Raw genomic sequence first — 18,208 nt, 5'->3', positions numbered from 1 at the left:
GAAACTTGCCATGTCCGACCTATACGCCCCTTCAAAAGAACTTGCCGCGAAGGCCCATATCGACTCCGCCAAATACGATGAGATGTACGCGCAGTCTGTTGCTGATCCGGCGGCGTTTTGGGGGGAGCATGGCAAGCGGGTTGACTGGATGCGGCCTTACACCTCGGTCAAGGACACCAGTTTCGAACACGGCAAGGTCGCGATCAGCTGGTACGGTGACGGCACGCTGAACGTCGCTGCCAACTGTATCGACCGGCATCTGGAAACCCGCGGCGATCAGACCGCGATTATCTGGGAACCCGATGACCCGGATGCGGCGTCAAAACACATCACCTATCGCGAGTTGCACGCCGAGGTTTGCAAATTCGCCAATGTCCTCAAGGCGATGGGCGTGGGCAAGGGGGATCGGGTGATCCTCTATATGCCGATGATCCCTGAAGCGGCTTATGCGATGCTGGCGAGCGCGCGGATTGGCGCGGTGCATTCGGTCGTCTTCGGCGGGTTCTCAGCCGATGCGCTGGCCGCGCGGGTCAACGGCTGCGACGCCGCCGTGGTGATCACCGCCGACGAGGCTCCGCGCGGCGGGCGCAACACGCCGCTGAAGGCCAACGCGGATGAAGCGTTCAGGAAGGTCACCGGCGACGCCAAGATGCTGGTCGTCCGGCGCACAGGCGGCGATGTCGCCTGGAAGGCGGGGCGCGACCACTGGCTGCACGAGATGGCCGCCGAGGTTCCCGCCGATTGCCCGCCCGAGGAGATGGGCGCGGAAGATCCGCTGTTCATCCTCTATACCTCAGGTTCGACGGGGCAGCCCAAGGGCGTGGTGCATACCTCGGGCGGCTACCTCGTCTATGCGGCGATGACCCATGAATACACCTTCGATTACCACGACGGCGATGTCTATTGGTGCACCGCGGATGTGGGCTGGGTGACCGGGCACAGCTATATCGTCTATGGGCCGCTGGCCAATGGCGCGACCACGCTGATGTTCGAAGGGGTGCCGACCTATCCTGATGCCTCCCGCTTCTGGCAGGTGTGCGAGGAACACAAGGTCAATCAGTTCTACACCGCCCCCACCGCAATCCGCGCCCTGATGGGCAAGGGGGATGAGTGGGTGAAGAAGGCCGACCTGTCGTCGCTGCGGCTGCTGGGCACCGTCGGAGAGCCGATCAACCCCGAGGCCTGGAACTGGTATCATGAGGTTGTGGGCGGCGGGCGCTGCCCGATCGTCGACACCTGGTGGCAGACCGAGACCGGCGGCCACCTGATCACCCCCCTGCCCGGCGCCACGGCGACGAAACCGGGCTCGGCCACGAAACCGTTCTTCGGCATCCGCCCGGTGATCCTGGAACCGACCACGGGGCAAGAGATTACCACGACCGAAGCCGAAGGCGTGCTGTGCATTGCCGACAGCTGGCCGGGGCAGATGCGCACGGTCTACGGCGATCATGAGCGCTTCATGAAGACCTATTTCGACGACTATAAGGGCTATTACTTCACCGGCGACGGCTGTCGGCGGGACGCTGATGGTTACTACTGGATCACCGGCCGGGTGGACGATGTCATCAACGTCTCGGGCCACCGGATGGGCACGGCCGAGGTGGAATCCTCGCTTGTCGCCCATGACAAGGTGGCCGAGGCGGCGGTCGTCGGGTACCCGCATGACATCAAGGGTCAGGGCATCTATGCCTATGTCACCCTGATGGGGGGTGAGGAGGCCAGTGAGGCGCTGCGAAAAGAGCTGTCCGACTGGGTCCGCAAAGACATCGGCCCGATCGCCAAACCCGACCTGATCCAGTTCGCCCCCGGCCTGCCGAAGACACGGTCCGGCAAGATCATGCGGCGGATTCTGCGAAAAGTGGCCGAGAATGATTTCGGCTCACTCGGGGATACCAGCACCCTGGCCGAGCCCGAAGTGGTGAATGATCTGATCGCGAACCGGATGAACCGGGGGTAGCGGGCTTTTGGGCCGCGGTCGCTGAGGCGCGAAAGGTCTGGCGCGGACATTGCTCTAAACGAAGTGCAAGCCGGGCGGGTGCCGGACCGGTGGGCAGGCGTCGATACGGGTGCGTTGGGCAATTTATGGTTCAGCGTTGGCCTGTCGTTCTGCGCATTGCGCGACATCTCGAAAGCGCCTGCCCGCCGGGCAGACAGGCGCTCGCCCGGCGCCCTTGCGGGCTTGTTCCGGGCGAAGGGATGCGCGGTGCCAATATCCGGGCAAAGCTGAAAACAGGTAGACGATCCAGAATGCCCGCGCAGCTTACGCCTATCCCGCCGTCCAACCCCCGTCGATCAGCACAGACGACCCCGTCACCAAACCCGCAGCGTCACTCGCCAGCCATTGCACGGCGCCCATGATATCCTCAACCTCGCCCACGCGGCCCAGTTTGATCTTGCTTTCAATCCAGGCTTTCCGTTCCGGGATCTTCAGCGTCTGCTCAGCCAGCTCGGTGCGGATAAACGTCGGGCAGATCGTGTTCACCCGGATTTTTTCGCCCGCCCATTCGATCGCCATCGCCTTGGTCATCCCTTCCAGTGCGTGTTTCGTGGCGCAGTAGACCGTGCGGTCCTGCCCGCCGACATGCGCCATCTGGCTGGAGATCTGCATGATCGAACCACCCCGCCCGACCATTCCGCGCGCCACCTCGGTCGCCAGGAAATACGCCGCCCGCACGTTGACCGACATTACCGCGTCATAGTCCGCCGGGTCCGTTTCCAGCGCCGTAGAATGGCGCGCCAGCCCGGCCGAGTTCACCAGCACATCGAACGGCCCGGCCGCGGCAACGGCTGCTTTCACCGCGTCTATGTCGGTCACGTCCAGCTCCAGCGCCTCGGCCGACATACCAGCGCCATTCACCTCGGCCACCGCCTTCGCCAGGGCCTCGGCCCCACGCGCCGCCATCACCACATGTGCGCCCTGTTCGGCCAGCGCCACGGCGCAGCCAAGGCCGATCCCGCGCGAGGCCCCGGTCACCAAAGCGCGGCGGCCATCGAGGCGGAATGAGGGGGTGCGGGGAAGGGTCATGGGGGCGCTCCGGGTGGTGTTTCGCGCATGCTAACGCATCGCAATGCGGAACTGCAACGAGTCCAAACAGTTTACAACCTGTCCGGTCGCGTCGACATCCAAGCCCGATAATCGCTTTCAAGCGCGCCTATCAGGCCCGGTCTCAGACTTATGATGTCGAATCCTCCATCATAAGGTGCCAGCACCGTTCGTGTCTCCTGCGAGAACAGGATCGCGCGTTCTTGAAAATTGGCAATTTCGACAAACAGGTTGTCCAGTGCGTGTGGTTTCCAATCAAATGCAACAGCGAAGAACGTCATCTCAGATTGGTCTTCCTCCCTATCGCTGCAATCGACCCACGTCATGGCCTTCGTAATATTCATCCGTACAGTTATGTCATCGTCCTCCGCCGGCAGATCTGTGAAATGACCAGTTGCCACCCAAATCCGCGTGCGTTCGCCAAAGCACGCAGTTGCGAGTTTGTTTGCCCGGCAGAGTACAATAGCCCGCTCATCATCAGTGTCGGCATAACGCTTGGCTTCGGGCAGAGCATGAAACCGCGTCCAGCACTCAAAGAAGTCATGCCTCAAAACGTGCGCAAGTGGAGGAGTCTCACCAAAGAATCGCAGCCACACTTGCGCGAAGTCGATGGACTGAAGGGCAGACATGGCGTTCGACATGAACGCTTAATAGTCCAATTGCGGTAAAGGCGGCAATGTACTGCACAGCGTAGACTTTGCGCTCCTTGGACCCTGCACCGTTGGCAATCAGTGTAGGCATTCCCATCGACCTCATGGCAAATCCAACCCCCGAAACGCCGGAAAATCCCGATACCGCGCCCGCCGGGCCTCGGACGATTCACCCGGCTCCGCCCCCTCCCGCTTCAGATAGCCCTTGGGCGCTATGTAACTCAGCACCCGCTTCGCTGCCGGGCCTTCCTTCCACGTCAGGTTGAAGGCCGCGAGTTTGGGGAAAAACCAGACCTCGTGAAAATCCAGGTGATCCCACAGCCACCAGCCCAGATCGCGCCAGTCTCGCCCGGCCTCATAGCGATCCACGAACCACGGGATCACCACCGTCGCGGTTGCCCCCATCCGCCCCTTGGCATCGCGCCGGTCCCAGATATGGCCCGCAAAATCGCTTTCCGAGCGTGCGCAGGACCAGCCCCGCGCATTGCCCAGATCGTTGACCGCAACAGTGCGCAAACCGGATCTGATGGTGATCGGCCCGAAAGTCTCGCACAGGGGTTCCAGAAGGGTCCGGCACAGCCCCTGCCCCGCCGCAATAGCCAGATCCGGATCATCGGGGATGTTGGGAATGCCATTCAGATCGGCAATTTCGGAGTGCAGAAAATCGCGCAGAAAGAAATGCCGCGACAGGCGAACACGCCCCAGATCGTCCAGCCCCGGAACGCTGGTCGGCCTACGCCGCATATCCGTTCCAGCGGAATTCTCGGTTGGGGCCAAGTGGCGAGTGCGGATTCCAGGCAAATTCCCAGATATGACCGTCCGGATCGGCGACATAGGCGATGTGCCCGCCCCAGAAAATGTCATGTGGTTCCTTGATGACGGTTGCCCCGGCGGCCCGCGCCTTTTCAGTCAGCGCTGCAACATCTGCTTTGTCAGGCAGATTGTGGCCCAGCGTGACGCCGGAAAACCCAGGCGTGCGCGCCTGGCCCAAATCGCGTTCCAGATCGGCCAGCGGATAGAGGCCCAGCACCTGCCCGATCAGATCAAACGCCACCACCCCATCCGGGCTGTCCACACGCGCCCAGCCGAGCGCTTCGTAGAAGGCCGCCGAGGCCGCCATGTCGCTCACCCCAAGGGTAATCAGGCTGATCCGCTGGTCCATCCGGGCAACTCCTTCATTCGCGCAAACACATCGACGCCAAGTTGCGCATAAACGTCCAGCAGGTCCACCAGAACCCAGTTTTCCCGGATCAATCCTGACTCCACCCGCCAGAAATCCAGCGATCGCATGGTCAGCCGCCGTGCATTGGGCGGAATGCCAAGCCAGCCATCGCCCGAAAGTGTCATGTGCATCCCGGGCCAGGCGGTGAAGCCGACATAGGCGCCTTCGGCAAAGAAATGGCCGCCCGCCGGATCACCGACACGGTCCGGCATGGCGTTCAGGAACGGGATCTGGTGATGTCGGCGAAAATCGTCGATTCCGCGCGCGGTTCCGATCCCGGCGGGGCCGTACCAGGCGCAGTTCGGGTGCCAGAAGGCATCCAGCCGCATGGCATCGACACCCTGATCGCTTTTGCCCAGATGGGTCAACATATCGCCCACAACGGCCAGTGCCTCTGCCCCGTCGCCCGCCACTGTCAGCCCGTCCTGCGTTATCGGCCCCGGCACCAGCCATTCCCGCCCGAGCGAGGGCGCCATCGGCCAAACACCCGCCTGCATCATCAGTTCTGGTATATCCCAAAGCGCCTGCATTTCGACTATCCTGCCGCCTTCGATGCGGAAGAAGTCGTGGAACCGGACCGAGGCTGCGCGCCGTGTCTGCGGGATGTCCAGAAATGGCGCCATGAAGGTGCCGACCCAGTGGCCGCAGACGCCAACCCAATCTGCGCCGTCAGCGTCCTGCCCGGCAATCCGGATCACCTCTCGCCGTTCCAGATCGGGGAAGGATGTCCGCAGCGTGCCCAGTGCGGTATTCAGGTATCCGGCAGGCTCCATCGTCTCAAACGGGTACGCCAGGTGGACTGTGGCATTTGGCGGATTGTGTTGAAAAACTCCGAAATCAGAGCGTCGCGGATTTCTTGCGAAAACCTATGAAGCGAAATAGTCGGAAAGCTTTGACCACGAGACAGCGCATGGCTGCGCGTGAGCGCATGTAGGCGATTTGGGCCGACCCCCGCGCCAAAAATTTAGGATCGGGCTGCATGGAAAGAAAAATCATCGTTCAGGCCCTAAAACGGAGTTTTTCAACACAATCGGCGCAAAGAGGTCCGCAAGGGCGTCATTGCCTTCAGCCCAGTCAATCAGGCGGGACACCAGTTTCTTGTTCTCAGTCATCAGTGACCCACAATTTTCCAGTCAATAAACCTTCGGCAGAGGTTCCGATCCAGCTGCCGATAGGTTGCGGACAGAATAGGACCTGTGAAAGGACGCTCAAGGGCCGTTTGCAATCGCGTGCAGATTGACAACATTGACATGGGCCGGCCAGTTCCCGACCAGTGCGCCCCCGGTCGCACGCACGCCGCCTGTCAGCGCCGCACCCGGGCAACCAGATCAGGTAGCTGCAGTCAAAACCTCTTCAACCGCCGCCTGGATCATTGCCAGTTGCGCAAGGTCCGAGAACCGGTGATCCGCGCCTTTGACCAGCGTCAGGCGGATATCGTCGCCGCTGGCGTGGTCCAGCAAGCGCAGGGCGACCGACTGGTCAACATCCGCGTCCGCCGTCCCCTGCAACAGGCGCACCGTAAACGGCAGCGGCAACGGGTCGCGCAGCACCAGATTGTCGCGCCCGTCCTCGATCAATCGCTGCGTATAGACGTATGGCTCGGGGCCGTAGTCCGAGGGTTCCTCGATCCGCCCATCACGCGCCAATGCCGCGCGGGCATCCGCGTCCAGTCCGGCCCAGATGCTGTCTTCGGTGAAATCAGGTGCAGCGGCGATGCCCACCAGCCCGGCGACCAGATCGGGGCGCACCCGGGCAATCAGCAGCGCGATCCAGCCGCCCATGGACGACCCGACCAGCACTTGCGGGCCACGTGTCAGCAGTTCGACCGCCGCGCGGGCGTCCACCGCCCAATCACCGATGCAGCCGTCTTCGAAGGCGCCGCTGCTGTCGCCATGGCCGGAATAGTCGAGGCGCAGGAACGCGCGACCCTGCGCTTTGGCCCAAGCTTCCAGATGCAGCGCCTTGGTGCCCTGCCGGTCCGACTTGAACCCGCCCAGAAACACGACGCCCGGCCCCTGCCCCTTGGTCAGATCATAGGCGATTCGACGGCCCTGGGGCGTGGTGAGTTCCTGCGACATTGGTCCTTCCGGGTCAGGCGATTCGTCTGCACGCTATGCCTGCGGCGCCCTTGTTTTCAACGCGAAAATACCTTATCACGTGACCGCATTGACACGTGATTAACGAGTCACCTATAAGAAAACCCATGGACGCGATCTTCAAGGCCCTCAACGACCCCGCGCGCCGTGACCTGCTGGACAGTCTGCGCCAACAGGACGGCCAGACATTGGGAGAGCTTGAGGCGGTGCTGGATATGACCCGTTTCGGCGTCATGAAGCATCTGAAGGTTCTTGAGGACGCACAGCTGATCACAACGCGCAAGAAGGGGCGCTTCAAATACCACTACCTCAACGCCCTGCCCCTGCAGGAGGTGATCGACCGTTGGATCGAACCCCTGCTGGCCAAGCCTGCGGCCCGTGCCGTGATCGACCTGAAGAAGCAACTGGAAGGAACCGCCCCGATGACAACAAAGAAACCCGACTTCGTGATGGCGACGTATATTCGCTGCACTCAGGATGCCCTGTGGGATGCCCTGTCTGATCCGGCCAATGTGGTGCACTGGCACTTCATGGCAACGCGTGCCGAAGGCTCGATGAAGGCTGGCGGATCATCCACCTACTACGGCCCCGACGGCAACGCGTTCCTGACCATCAAGGTCACCGGCCAGACCCCGAAAACGCGCATTGACATGGGGTTTGAGCCATCGTGGGAAGGACCGGGCATGCAGGCCAGCAGCTGCGCTTACATCATCGAACCGGCCAATGATCACTGCAAACTGACGGTCGAACACTATGACCTGCCCGCCGGACAGGAAAACGCGGCCGATGGCTGGCACCGCATGATCTCGGGCCTGAAAACATGGCTGGAAACCGGCAAGGCCGCAAATTTCGGATACGGAGGTTGATATGGCAACTGAACTAGGAATTCTGACCTGTCTGATGATCTTCGCGGGGTCGATGTGGATCCCTTACGTCGTCGGCATTGCCACTGACCCGTCGAAAGAGGACGCGTTTCACACACCCGCCGATATCGCGAAGCTGTGCCCCTGGGTGCAACGCGCCCACCGCGCGCATCTGAACCTGCTGGAACAGGCCATCCCCTTCGCGGTTCTGGTTCTGCTGCTGGACCGGCTGGAGGGCTTTACGGCGCTGACCTATTGGACCGCCATTGCGTTCTTCTGGCTGCGAGTTGCCCATGCGGCGGGCCACATCTCGGGCGTGGCCAAGGAACCGCTGCGCCCGATCATCTTCACTGCAGGATGGATCTGCGTGCTGATCATGGCCTACGCGGTGTTTGCGGCCCGCTGACCCGCGACCCTTCGCGCCCGCAGACAGGTCGGATGCCTCCGGCGGGAGTATTTAAGAAAAGAAGATGGCCCCGTGCGTTGACAAACGTGCGGGGCGACTTCATGTCAGCCCCCGACATACCCGCAACCCGGCGTTTCGTAGGCGCCAAACTGACGAGGAGGCTGACATGGCCCAAATCTCTCTGACCTTTCCCGATGGCAATGCGCGCGACTATGAGGCCGGGGTGACCCCTGCTGAGGTTGCAGCATCTATTGCGTCGTCACTGGCTAAAAAGGCGATCTCGGCCACGGTGGACGGTGCGCATCACGATCTGCAGTGGCCCATCGACGCCGATGCCTCGGTCGCGATCCACACCATGAAGGACGACGCACAGGCGCTGGAACTGATCCGCCACGATGCCGCGCATATCATGGCGCGCGCGGTGCAGGCGCTTTGGCCGGATGTGAAAGTTACCATCGGGCCGGTGATCGAAAACGGCTGGTATTACGACTTCGACCGGGCCGAGCCGTTTACGCCCGAAGACCTGGGTGCGATCGAGAAAAAGATGAAGGAAATCATCGCCGCTCGCGATCCCGTCCGTACCGAGATCTGGGATCGGCCGCGCGCGGTGAAATTCTACGAGGACGCCGGAGAGCCCTATAAGGTCGAACTGATCGAGGCGATTCCGGGCGATGAACCGCTGCGCATGTATTGGCACGGTGACTGGCAGGATCTGTGCCGCGGCCCGCATTTCCAGCATACCGGCCAGGTGCCGGCGGATGCGTTCAAACTGATGAGTGTGGCCGGGGCCTATTGGCGCGGTGATTCCAACCGCGCCATGCTGCAACGTATCTATGGCGTCGCCTTCAAGACCCGCGACGACCTGAAGAAGCATCTGCACATGCTTGAGGAAGCCGCCAAGCGCGACCATCGCAAGCTGGGCCGTGAGATGGAGTTGTTTCACTTTCAGGAAGAAGCACCGGGCCAGATATTCTGGCACCCGACCGGCTGGACGCTTTACACCACGTTGCAGGATTATATGCGCCGTCGCCAGCGGGATGGTGGTTACAATGAAATCAACACGCCGCAGGTTCTGAACCGCACATTCTGGGAACGTTCGGGGCATTGGGAAAACTACGGCGAGAACATGTTTGTCGTCGAGGTCGAGGAAGAGCACGCGCGCGAAGAGGCGATCAATGCGCTGAAACCGATGAACTGCCCGTGCCACGTTCAGGTGTTCAATCAGGGGCTGCGCAGTTACCGCGAACTGCCGCTGCGGCTTGCCGAATTCGGGGCCTGTGCGCGCTATGAACCCTCGGGCGCGCTGCATGGGTTGATGCGGGTGCGCGGGTTCACCCAGGATGACGGCCACATCTTCTGCACCGCGGAACAGATCAAGGATGAATGCATCCGTTTTGTCGACTTCCTCGACAGTGTGTACCGGGATCTTGGGTTCGACAGCTTTGACATCAAATTTTCGACCCGCCCCGAAAAACGTGTGGGGGAAGAGGCCGTGTGGGATCACGCCGAAGCTGCGCTGGAAGATGCGGTCAAGGCGACCGGGCGCCCCTATGAGCTCGACCCTGGTGAAGGGGCATTCTATGGCCCCAAGCTGGATTTCAAACTGACCGACGCCATCGGGCGTGAATGGCAATGCGGAACCTTCCAGGTGGATCCCAACCTGCCCGAACGGCTTGGCGCGACCTATATCGGCGAAGACGGCAACAAGCACCGTCCGTTCATGATCCACCGCGCCTGTCTTGGCAGTTTTGAGCGGTTCCTGGGCGTCCTGATCGAAAACTACGAAGGGCGCTTTCCGCTGTGGCTGGCCCCGCGCCAGGTCGTCGTCGCCTCGATCGTGTCGGACGCGGATGATTACGTGGCCGAGGTTGTGTCCGCTCTGAGGGATGCCGGTATCCGAACCGAGGCCGACATTCGCAACGAAAAGATCAACTACAAGGTCCGCGAACACTCACTAGGCAAGGTTCCGGTGATCCTGGCCATCGGCAAGCGCGAGGTTGAGGACCGCACCGTCAGCGTGCGGCGGCTGGGCGAAAAACAGACCAGCACGCAAGCGCTGGACGCGCTGATTGCGGATCTGAAGGCCGAGGCGACGCCGCCTGATTTGCGATAGGGCGAAAACCATTGCCAGAACCGGCACCGCCATCGCTGCCGGTTCCGGTCCTGCGATAGGGCAAGGCGCGTCGGCCCTTACGACGTCGGCGCGTCCTTTTCATAGGCCTCGATGATCCGGGCGACCAAGGGGTGCCGCACCACGTCGCTGGATGTGAAATAGTTGAAGGCGACGCCCTTAACGCGGCCCAGCAGCCGTTCAGCATCCGCCAGCCCCGAGGGCATTCCGCGCGGCAGGTCAACCTGCGTGCGATCCCCAGTGATGACCATGCGCGACCCTTCACCCAGTCGGGTCAGGAACATTTTCATCTGCATCGTCGTGGCGTTCTGCGCCTCGTCCAGAACGACGAATGCGTTGGACAGCGTGCGTCCGCGCATGAAGGCAAGGGGCGCAATCTCGATCCGCTTATCCTCGATCAGTTTTGCCACCTGCTTGCCGGGCAGAAAATCGTTCAGCGCGTCATAGAGCGGCTGCATATAGGGATCGACCTTGTCCTTCATGTCACCGGGCAGAAAGCCGAAGCGTTCGCCCGCCTCGACCGCCGGGCGGGACAGGATAATCTTGTCGACATGACCACCGATGAACATCGAGACACCCGCCGCAACCGCCAGATAGGTCTTCCCCGTTCCCGCCGGTCCGATCCCGAAGGCCAGTTCGTTCGAGAATAGCGATCTGACATAGGCTTTCTGGGCATCGGTTCGCGGCTCGACCAGTTTCTTGCGGGTCTTGATCTCGACCCGGCCGCCTTGGAACATCTCCATCTGGTCGCCGTCGCGCGCGCCGTCCGCAGTGTCGTCGCGCGGCGGAATGTTGGAGTTTTCCATCCTGAGTTCCGCATCCACGTCGCCCGGTTCGACAGGCCGCCCAGCCTCGAGCCGGGCATAAAGCGCGCCCAGCACCTCGGCGCCACGCTGGCGGGCGGTTTCCTCACCGATCAGCGTCAGCCGATTGCCGCGCCGCACGATCTGCAAATCCAGCGTGGTTTCGACCTGTGTCAGGTACTGATCAAACGGACCGCAAAGGTCGATCAGCAATCGGTTGTCCCGGAATTCAAGCGGGGATTCTCCCGCTGGCGGCTGAGGAACGGCGGCGGGGGTCGCAGGGCTGGTTGCCAAATGGCGCACTCCGGGAAGAAAAGGAACAGTCAGGTTGGCGCAATGGTGGCCCGCTGCGGGGCCAAGGGCAAGCCCCCGTCTTCGATTGGCCTGGCTGGCACGAGGTCAGGCGACGCGGCGTTACACATCGGGGTCGGCTTAGGGACGTTAGCAGTGCGCCGCCATGCCTGTGCCGTGCCCTGTCGCGGCGAAGGAACGGATAGCACTGCCCATGGGGCGCGGGCGCAGATCAAGATCTGCGCAGTTCTGCTGGCAGGATGGATTCGCTTGGCCAGATTCCGGTGATGAGGGATTGGTCGTAGCCGCCTGTCAGCCCGGCCGCCTGCATGGCAGCCGCGGCTGCGTCGGTGTCATAGGTCAGGCGTTCAATCCGCGGGCCGTCACGGGACAAGACGCAATACCGGGTCTGCGCCCGTCAGTCATTGGGCGGCATGCCGATTACGCCCGCGTTGATCCAGGTCACGCCAGCGACCTGGCGCACAAACGCAAGCCCGCTGTGCCCGCAGATCACCACGTCCACGGGTTCGCGGATCGCGGCAAGCTCCGCCTCGAACGCCGCGGGTGGGCTGGTTGGCCAAAGGTATGCGGCGACATCTGAGGCGCCGCCGTGAAGCACGATGTGGCGTCGTCCGGCGTGTTCAAAGAACACTCCGTCCGGCAGCGTTGCCATCCAGGCGCGATCACCCTGCCCTATCCGCGCTTTGGCATAAGGAAACCAGTCGCGCGACAGCCGGTCACAAACGCTGCCTTCGTCAAACCCGCAACCACAAGTGTCGGCGCCCGACTGCAACTGGCGTTCGCAATTGCCCGCCACAACGGTCCAGCCCCGCGCCCGGATCAATGCCACGCAAGCGGCCGGATCTGCGCAATAGGCAACGACATCGCCGGTACAGATCACATTCGACGCCGGATAATCGGCGGCGATCCGGTCGAAGGCCTGCAAGGCCTGCAGGTTGGAGTACGGACCGCCGAAAATCAGCAGGTCGCCCTCTAGCTGCCCCAGATCCTGCGTGTTCATCGCAAATCACTCCCGCCCCGGTGTCGCACAGCTGCCCTCAAATCGAACCGGCGCACAAATCACATCCGCGCGCGCTTAAGGCTTTGTCACAGGCAATTGTAGTGCGGATCCGTATTCGGCCTGATAGCCGACTGAAATCAACACCCGAAGGGGGGACACCCATGCAAGCCGCTGGAATTCTCGGCGTTTTCGCCGCGATTGTCGTGCTGACTGTGATCGTGACACCACGGCGGGTGACACTCGGTGGCTTTTTTGGCGGGCAGAGCGGCGCCGGAACACCGCCGGGCCTTTGGACGCTGGTGTTAAGCCAGGTCACGACTTGGATTTTTGCGCGTTCGCTGATGAACTCGGCCATTCTGGGGTATTACTTCGGGATTGCAGGTGTGCTGGCCTATACAGCCTATTATGCGTCGTTCCTGACCGGGGGGCTGATTGTCGCGCGGCTGCGGGCCTCGGGCGCGGGGTCGGTGCAGGATTGGATTGGCAGGCGCTTCGGTCTGGCGGGGCAAAGCTGCTATAACGTGGTCATCGCGCTGCGCCTTCTGTCGGAAGTTTTCGCCAATCTGATTGTTGTCGGGTTGATATTCGTGGCGGTGCTGCCGGAATTCGGAGACTACAGAAACCTTGCCATTCTGGCCGTCGCGATACTCGCGCTGGCCTATTCTAGCCTGGGCGGGCTAAGCGCGGCCTTGCGCACCGACGTGGTGCAGATGGTGATTTTCCTGGTGGTGTTCGGCACCGCTCTCGCCGCGTTGCTTGCAAGCCCGGAATTCGATCTGGGCGCGACGCTGACTGCGCCCGGTGTATCTGGCCCCTACAACGGATGGGTGCTGCTGGCAGTGGCATTGCTGCAGGTCTTTTCCTACCCGGTCCACGATCCGGTGATGATGGATCGTGGTTTTTTGAGCGATGCCGCCACGACCCGCAGAAGTTTCCAGCATGCGTTCTGGATCTCGACGCTTTGCATCATCAGTTTCGGATTCTTCGGAATTCAAGCGGCCCTGCAGGGCGCGGCATATGAGGCGCAGTTGATCGGCACCTGGGCCGGATTGCTGCCCGGTTGGCTGTTTGCGGCACTGATGGTGTCGTTGCTGGTGTCGGCGCTTTCCACCCTCGACTCCGCATTGGTGTCGTCGGCCCGGCTGGCGGTTGAGGAACTTGGCCTGGCCTCGCGCAGCCTGAATGGCGGTCGGATGACCATGGTCATCTTCGCGGCCATGGGAACGCTGCTGACGCTGTGGGGCAATCAGACGCTGTTTGACGCGGTCGCTGTGTCTGGCACCGCCTCGATGTTTTTGACGCCGGTTCTGCTGGCCGGGTTGTTTCTGGGTCGGCAGGTCCAGCTTTGGGCGTATCTGGTCAGCTTTGCCGCCGCCATGATGGGCGCGCTGCTGTATTTTGCGCGTGCGGCTGATTGGGCGGCTTCCGTGCTGTATGACGGCCACAAATACGAACAACTGCTGCTGATCGGGATTGTCGTTCTGGCGGTTGGATTTGCCGCTGTGGCCCTGGGGTCGCGCAGCCGGGTTCGTACCTCGGCAGATCACCCTGACCAGACCAACCACGTCGAACAAAAAACCCCGGGATAAGGGCGACAACGCCCCAGGGGGTGGTCAGACTGCCGTGGTGCCCGGCCCGTTTCCTGGCCTGCATTCATAGGCTCAGCGCGCAAATCATACTGGCCGCCGCAATCCCATTTTTGATCAGGTGCCGGCCCCCGGCCCGTCCCGGATCGGGCTGTCGCCTTTCCACCAGACTTCGAACGGGTTGGATTGCAGGATCTGATCCATCGTGTCCTGGCTGACGCGCGGCAACTTGGTGCCTTCCAACATGTCGTTGATATTCAGCAGCCCGTCCACGCTTTCCCCGACCCCGGCAAAGGGATAGTCGGTGCCGAAAAAAATCTTGTCGGTGATTTTGTATTCCTGGCTGAGAACCAGCATGTTGTAATACTGCCAGGGCCGGTAAAACAACGCAGATTGATCAAGGAAAACATTGGGTTGCTTGCGGGCGATCACAATAGCCTCTTCGTACCATGGGTGCCCCATATGGGCCATCACCATGGTCAAGTCAGGGTATTTCATCGCCACGGGTTCAACATGAATGGCGCGTCCCAGATCCACCGGCGCGTTGCGCGCGAAGGTGGTCCCCATATGCATCGTCAGCGGCAGGTTTCGGGTCTGCAGGAACTCCAACACCGGCTCCATTCGCGGGTCCGACAAGGAAACGCCGTTGTAGATCGGCCCGAACTTCGCACCTTTCAGACCCAGATCATCAATCGCGTGGTGCAAAAGATCCATACAGTCAGCGCGCCGCGGGTCGACATAGGCGAAGCCGACGAGCTTGTCGGAATATTTCGCCACCGCTGCAGCCGTAGTCTCGTCATCGCCTTCGATGCCGACCGAGTCGCCATAGCGGAGCGAAAAGACAACCGCCTTTTCGACGTCCTGCATCGCCGCATACAGCGTATCGGCATCGGCCTTTGGCGCAATGTCGCCCTGTCGCACACGGGCCTGTTGCTGGTGATACAATGGCAGAACGTGTTCATCGTTCCAGATGTTGACGTGGCAATCGCAATAGGCGCGCGCGGTCATGGCAATGCTCCGGGTGTTAAAAGGACGGCGTTGAGGGGGGTGTGCCTGAACCACCCACAAGAAAATCAAAATCAGCGCCCTTGTCGGCTTGCTGAACATGCGCGACGTAGAGTTTCGCGTAACCGCGCGTCTGATCCGAAGGTTTCGGGTCAAGGGCGGCAAGACGCGCCTGCAGAACCTGTTCGGACAAGTCGACTTCAAGGCGGCGCGCCGCCACGTCCAGAACGATGGTATCGCCGGTTTCAACGGCCGCCAAAGGCCCGCCCACGGCAGATTCAGGCGCGACATGCAGGAGGACTGTGCCGAAGGCTGTCCCGCTCATCCGGGCGTCCGATATCCGCACGACGTCCGTGACACCTGCCGCGATCAGCTTTTTGGGAATGGCCATACTGCCCACCTCGGGCATGCCGGGATGACCCCGGGGCCCCGAGTTTCGCAGGATGAACACGCTGTTTTCGTCAACATCCAGTTCGGGGTCATCGACACGGGCGCGAAAATCCTCGGCACTTTCGAACACAACCGCCTTGCCGGTGTGTTTCATCAAGCCGGGGCTGGCGGCCGAGGATTTCAGGATCGCGCCATCAGGTGCCAGATTGCCCCGTAAGACAACGATGCCGCCTTGTTCGGTGACGGGGTTGTCAATTGTGCGGATAACCTCGTCATCGAAACCCTCCGCATCCGCAATCCTGTCGCCGATGGTTCCGCCTTCCACGGCTGTCGCAGTCAGATGCAACCTGTCGGCGATCCGGCGCATTACGACCGGCAGTCCGCCCGCCTCAAAGAATTCCTCCATCAGGAACCGCCCGGACGGTTTGAGGTCAACCAGACACGGCACATCCCTCCCAAGCCTGTCCCAATCGTCAAGCGCAAGATCGACGCCCAGCCTGCCCGCCAGCGCCAACAGATGCATAACCGCATTCGTCGACCCGCCAATTGCGCCGTTCACGACGATCGCATTCTCGATCGCGTCACGTGTCAGAATGCGGGACATGCGGATGTCTTCGTTGACCAGTTCGACAATCCGCGAACCGGACAATTCGGCCAGAACCGCGCGGCGGCTGTCGGGCGCCGGGATCGCACCGTTCAACGGCAACGCCATGCCCATCGCTTCGGCCAGGGACGCCATGGTCGAGGCCGTGCCCATTGTCATGCAGGTTCCGATGGAACGCGACATCGCGGCCTCAGCATTGCTGAACTCCTGTTTTGAGATCGCACCGGAACGGTAATCTTCATCGAGTTTGAACATATCCGTCCCCGACCCCAGGGTGCGGCCACGAAAACGTCCATTCAGCATCGGTCCCGTCGAAACGACGATCGAGGGTAAATCACAACTCGCCGCGCCCATCATTAAAGCCGGCGTTGTCTTGTCGCATCCGCACAACAAGACCACACCGTCAATCGGGTTGGCGCGCAGGGTTTCCTCGACATCCATGGACACCAGGTTGCGGAACATCATCGTCGTGGGGCGCATGAACGGCTCACCCAGGCTTGTGACCGGAAATTCCAGCGGGAAGCCGCCCGCCATCAGCACACCGCGCTTCACGTGTTCGGCCAGTTCCTTCAGGCCCCTGTTGCAATTTGTCAGCTCGGACCAGGTATTGCAGATGCCGATGACGGGCCGATCTTTCAGCAGGCGTTCGGAAAAGCCCTGGCTGCGCATCCAGCTTCGCGGAACAAATCCGTACTTCCCTTCGCGCGCGAACCATTCGGCGCTTCGCAATCTGGTCTTGTTGTCGTCAGTTGCCATTCGGCGACCCTCAAGCTGAGTGTTGCGATTGCGCAAATTTCAAACTGCCATTCCAACATGTAACGTTAAATTTGCGATGCCACAAGTTGCCGATCTTTCGCCCATGTCGCGGGCCGGATCCTATGTCGTTCCACCCGGCAAAAAATGCACCGGAAGCACCAGATCCCGGGTCGAAAATGTGCCGCCCGTAAGGCGTTCGATAATCAATTTGCCTGCCTGATCACCCAGATCATAGGCCGGAGAGGTCACAGTCGTCAGTTGCGGGCGCAGATACCGGTGCGCTTCAAATCCGTTGAACCCTGCAATCCGAACATCCCCCGGCACCCGAATGCCGCGTTCCGCCAGCAACAGCATCGCCGCAAGCGCGATCTGATCATTGCCGCCGACAATCGCGTCAGGCAAGGGGTTCGTATCCAGGTAATCCTCCAGCGCGGTCTGAACGGAGATCAGCGATTCTGATGCAGCCTCCAGCGTTGTAAACGTCGGCGCGCCTGTTGTGTTCGACATCGCCTTCTGGATGCCCTCAAACCGCTTTTCGATGGCGAACCAGTGTTGCTGCGGGCGCAGGGCAAGGATCGACCGGACCCCCCTTGCCAGCAGGTGATCGCCCATGATCTGGCCGCTTCCGAACTCATCCAGGCGGATCGTGCAGATGTCATCGATGTTTTGCGTATTGGACTGCTGGAACAGAATTAAAGGCTGGTTCAGAGCGTGGAGCTTCTTCACAACCTCGATCCGCGCCTCTTCCGGGCCGGAAATCATGGCGCAAACGCCTGCGACATCAACGCTGCGCATGATCATGGCATCGGACAGGCCCGCCGCGCTGACGCCCTGAACGGTCATCGTGTAATCGGCGCTGTTCAGCGAATTGGCCAATCCGGCGGCAACCTTCGTACTGAACAGATCTTCCAGAAACGCCGGATCATCGCTGACAACAATCAACCCGATCGAGCGCTGGTCCGAGTATCGCAGGTTACGCCCTGCTGCCTGACGCCGATAGTTCAGGCGCGCAATTTCCCGTTCAACCCGCGCCTTGGTCTTCGAACTGACGTACTGCATATTATTGTTCAGAACATTCGAGACGGTCATCGGAGACACCTTGGCCGCAAGCGCCACGTCCTTGATCGTCGCCCGCTTCCTGGTGTTCGGCAATGGGGCTGGTTTCTTGTCTGCCAAATTGCGCCTCCTGCGGGCTCCAAGAATAAGCGCCCCTGTCTAAACGATCGTTCGCGATCAAACAAACCGGGAATTGGCCAGGCTTGGGTTGCCGTCGTTGGTGGCGGCGGCCAGACCTGATTAACCGCGGCGATCAGACCGCTGTTCGCCGCGCGATTTTGCGCG

15 protein-coding genes and 1 pseudogene are annotated in these 18,208 nt (G+C 61.3%); 5 read left to right on the top strand and 11 right to left on the bottom strand.

Going from position 1 to position 18,208, the window contains the following annotated elements; translation table 11 throughout:
* Nucleotides 1-10: 10 nt before the first annotated feature.
* Nucleotides 11-1,957 carry an acetate--CoA ligase gene (gene acs / locus GKR99_02450; protein NKB26469.1) on the top strand — a complete coding sequence of 649 codons (1,947 nt, stop codon included), beginning with the start codon at nt 11-13 and terminating at the stop codon, nt 1,955-1,957.
* A 309-nt stretch (nt 1,958-2,266) separates the two neighbouring features.
* On the opposite strand, the gene GKR99_02445 is transcribed toward acs, so the two are convergent.
* The 6 genes from GKR99_02445 to GKR99_02420 all read right to left on the bottom strand — a co-directional run bounded on the left by GKR99_02445 (nt 2,267) and on the right by GKR99_02420 (nt 6,993).
* Entirely contained in the window at nt 2,267-3,025 is a 759-nt protein-coding gene (locus tag GKR99_02445) for an SDR family oxidoreductase (GenBank protein NKB26468.1), read from the bottom strand.
* A gap of 71 nt (nt 3,026-3,096) precedes the next feature.
* Entirely contained in the window at nt 3,097-3,672 is a 576-nt protein-coding gene (locus GKR99_02440) for a hypothetical protein (protein NKB26467.1), read from the bottom strand.
* Nucleotides 3,673-3,795: 123 nt separating this feature from the next.
* Nucleotides 3,796-4,437 carry a hypothetical protein gene (locus tag GKR99_02435; GenBank protein ID NKB26466.1) on the bottom strand — a complete coding sequence of 214 codons (642 nt, stop codon included), beginning with the start codon at nt 4,435-4,437 and terminating at the stop codon, nt 3,796-3,798.
* Entirely contained in the window at nt 4,427-4,855 is a 429-nt protein-coding gene (locus GKR99_02430) for a VOC family protein (protein NKB26465.1), read from the bottom strand. The genes GKR99_02435 and GKR99_02430 overlap by 11 nt, the downstream gene beginning before the upstream one ends.
* The gene (locus GKR99_02425; protein NKB26464.1) at nt 4,834-5,688 is read right to left on the bottom strand and encodes a polyketide cyclase; all 855 of its coding nucleotides are present in this window, start codon (nt 5,686-5,688) and stop codon (nt 4,834-4,836) included. The genes GKR99_02430 and GKR99_02425 overlap by 22 nt, the downstream gene beginning before the upstream one ends.
* 555 nt (nt 5,689-6,243) lie before the next feature.
* Nucleotides 6,244-6,993, bottom strand: coding sequence for an alpha/beta fold hydrolase (locus GKR99_02420; protein ID NKB26463.1), 750 nt, complete (start codon nt 6,991-6,993; stop codon nt 6,244-6,246).
* A 125-nt stretch (nt 6,994-7,118) separates the two neighbouring features.
* Here GKR99_02420 and GKR99_02415 point away from each other — a divergent pair, with 125 nt between their 5' ends.
* The 3 genes from GKR99_02415 to thrS all read left to right on the top strand — a co-directional run bounded on the left by GKR99_02415 (nt 7,119) and on the right by thrS (nt 10,393).
* Nucleotides 7,119-7,877: a metalloregulator ArsR/SmtB family transcription factor gene (locus tag GKR99_02415; GenBank protein ID NKB26462.1), complete on the top strand. Its 759-nt coding sequence runs from the start codon at nt 7,119-7,121 to the stop codon at nt 7,875-7,877.
* A 1-nt stretch (nt 7,878) separates the two neighbouring features.
* Entirely contained in the window at nt 7,879-8,280 is a 402-nt protein-coding gene (locus GKR99_02410) for an MAPEG family protein (GenBank protein ID NKB26461.1), read from the top strand.
* Nucleotides 8,281-8,446: 166 nt separating this feature from the next.
* Nucleotides 8,447-10,393, top strand: a complete 1,947-nt coding sequence (thrS, locus tag GKR99_02405) for a threonine--tRNA ligase (protein NKB26460.1) — start codon at nt 8,447-8,449, stop codon at nt 10,391-10,393.
* Nucleotides 10,394-10,470: 77 nt separating this feature from the next.
* Here thrS and GKR99_02400 read toward each other — a convergent pair whose 3' ends face one another.
* Together GKR99_02400 and GKR99_02395 are read right to left on the bottom strand one after the other, a co-directional pair.
* Nucleotides 10,471-11,508 carry an AAA family ATPase gene (locus GKR99_02400; GenBank protein ID NKB26459.1) on the bottom strand — a complete coding sequence of 346 codons (1,038 nt, stop codon included), beginning with the start codon at nt 11,506-11,508 and terminating at the stop codon, nt 10,471-10,473.
* Nucleotides 11,509-11,737: 229 nt separating this feature from the next.
* Nucleotides 11,738-12,526: pseudogene (locus GKR99_02395) on the bottom strand (metallophosphoesterase).
* Between the two features lie 161 nt (nt 12,527-12,687).
* Here GKR99_02395 and GKR99_02390 point away from each other — a divergent pair.
* Nucleotides 12,688-14,115, top strand: a complete 1,428-nt coding sequence (locus GKR99_02390) for a sodium:proline symporter (protein ID NKB26458.1) — start codon at nt 12,688-12,690, stop codon at nt 14,113-14,115.
* A 114-nt stretch (nt 14,116-14,229) separates the two neighbouring features.
* Here the strand turns inward: GKR99_02390 and GKR99_02385 are convergent, their stop codons facing one another.
* The 3 genes from GKR99_02385 to GKR99_02375 all read right to left on the bottom strand — a co-directional run bounded on the left by GKR99_02385 (nt 14,230) and on the right by GKR99_02375 (nt 18,019).
* Nucleotides 14,230-15,120 carry an amidohydrolase family protein gene (locus tag GKR99_02385; GenBank protein NKB26457.1) on the bottom strand — a complete coding sequence of 297 codons (891 nt, stop codon included), beginning with the start codon at nt 15,118-15,120 and terminating at the stop codon, nt 14,230-14,232.
* A 16-nt stretch (nt 15,121-15,136) separates the two neighbouring features.
* The gene (locus tag GKR99_02380) at nt 15,137-16,867 is read right to left on the bottom strand and encodes a dihydroxy-acid dehydratase (GenBank protein ID NKB26456.1); all 1,731 of its coding nucleotides are present in this window, start codon (nt 16,865-16,867) and stop codon (nt 15,137-15,139) included.
* Between the two features lie 120 nt (nt 16,868-16,987).
* Nucleotides 16,988-18,019: a LacI family DNA-binding transcriptional regulator gene (locus tag GKR99_02375; GenBank protein NKB26455.1), complete on the bottom strand. Its 1,032-nt coding sequence runs from the start codon at nt 18,017-18,019 to the stop codon at nt 16,988-16,990.
* Between the last annotated feature and the right edge of the window lie 189 nt (nt 18,020-18,208).

Source organism: Paracoccaceae bacterium (assembly GCA_012103375.1).
GTDB lineage: Bacteria > Pseudomonadota > Alphaproteobacteria > Rhodobacterales > Rhodobacteraceae > WLWX01.
This window is presented reverse-complemented; position numbering and strand designations above follow the sequence as displayed.